Origin of the sequence: Phenylobacterium sp. (assembly GCF_030693805.1) — a bacterium.
Lineage (GTDB): Bacteria > Pseudomonadota > Alphaproteobacteria > Caulobacterales > Caulobacteraceae > Phenylobacterium.
Genome location: NZ_JAUXZW010000280.1, coordinates 1 through 1,301 on the forward strand (window position 1 = coordinate 1; position 1,301 = coordinate 1,301).

Consider the following 1,301-nt stretch of genomic DNA (forward strand, 5'->3'; position numbering starts at 1 on the left):
GCTCGTAATCCCGATTGAGCCGAGTCTTCCCATAAGAAAATCGAGATCTATCAGGTTGCCCTTGGTCGGAGACTCAATAATCTTGATGCCTTTCTCTTCAAATTTTGCTTTTTTCCGTAACAGGACCGCATCAAGCGCCGAATCGGTTACTATTATAATTGTATCAGAACCGGGATTCCGCTGCAATACAATCGCATCTTCAGAAATTGAAAGCCTTGAATCGAGAATTATTCTTACCGGATTCCGGCCCTTTATTCCGTCAAGCCGGGTTGTAAGTTTTGGATCATCCTTTTTTACCGTATCAATTCCAACCATAATTGCATCAGAGAAATGCCTCAGCCGGTGAACGAATTGCCTCGATTCTTCGCCTGTAACCCATTTGGAATCTCCGGTTCTGGTTGCAATTTTCCCGTCCAGTGTCGAAGCGCATTTAACGGTTACAAACGGACGCTTTGTTTTGATATATTTAAAAAAAACTTCGTTCTGTTTTTTTGCCTCTTTTTCACAAATTCCAACAATTACTTCCACGCCCTTACTTCTTAAAAACTCTGCGCCGCCTCCTTTTACATCAGGATTGGGATCTCCCGCTGCCGCTATAACCCTTTTTATGCCCGAAGCAAGAATTTTTTCAGTGCAGGGAGGCGTTTTCCCGAAATGGTTGCACGGTTCAAGCGTAACGTAAAGAGTGGCTCCGCTTCCGCAGGCTTTTGCGTCATCAATGGCATTCACCTCAGCATGAGGTTTTCCTGCCGCTTCATGATACCCTTTCCCGGCAATTCTGCCGTCTTTAACAACAACTGCGCCGACCATGGGGTTTGGGGAAGTAAGCCCCCGGCCTTTCTCGGCAAGATCAAGCGCCATCTTCATGAAGAATGTGTCATCCATAATTATTAAACAATCACTATAATTGTCCCATTCGGGAATCAGGAGAAAAACCCCAGCTTTTAGGCAAAAACCTCAGTTCGAGTTTTGCCGGAAAAGGGTTCAAGGGTTCAGGTGGTCAAGTGATGGAAGAAATGCTTTTCACTTGGACCCTGGAATCCTCGAATCCTCGGCCCCTGAAACTACCGGCTTTTGCCGGTTGTTTCACTTTGTTAACAATTTCTTCAATTCCGAAACAAAATCATTAACATCCTTGAATTCCCTGTAAACCGAAGCGAACCTGACGTATGCCACAGCATCAATTTCATGAAGTTTGGCCATGATCTTTTCGCCGACTACGTGGGCAGGTATTTCTTTTTCTTCTGTTTCCCTGAGATCGCGCTCAAGCTCATCAAGAAAATCTTCTATCACATTCATGC

At 44.8% G+C, this 1,301-nt stretch carries 2 protein-coding genes; both read right to left on the bottom strand.

Annotated features, from left to right (window positions below; genetic code table 11):
- Positions 1-885, bottom strand: an 885-nt coding sequence (gene ribD / locus Q8M88_RS10770; protein WP_305597159.1) for a bifunctional diaminohydroxyphosphoribosylaminopyrimidine deaminase/5-amino-6-(5-phosphoribosylamino)uracil reductase RibD, incomplete at its 3' end; no start/stop codon positions are given.
- Between the two features lie 201 nt (positions 886-1,086).
- The coding region (locus tag Q8M88_RS10775; protein ID WP_371132676.1) for an ATP cone domain-containing protein at positions 1,087-1,301 on the bottom strand (215 nt) is incomplete at its 5' end.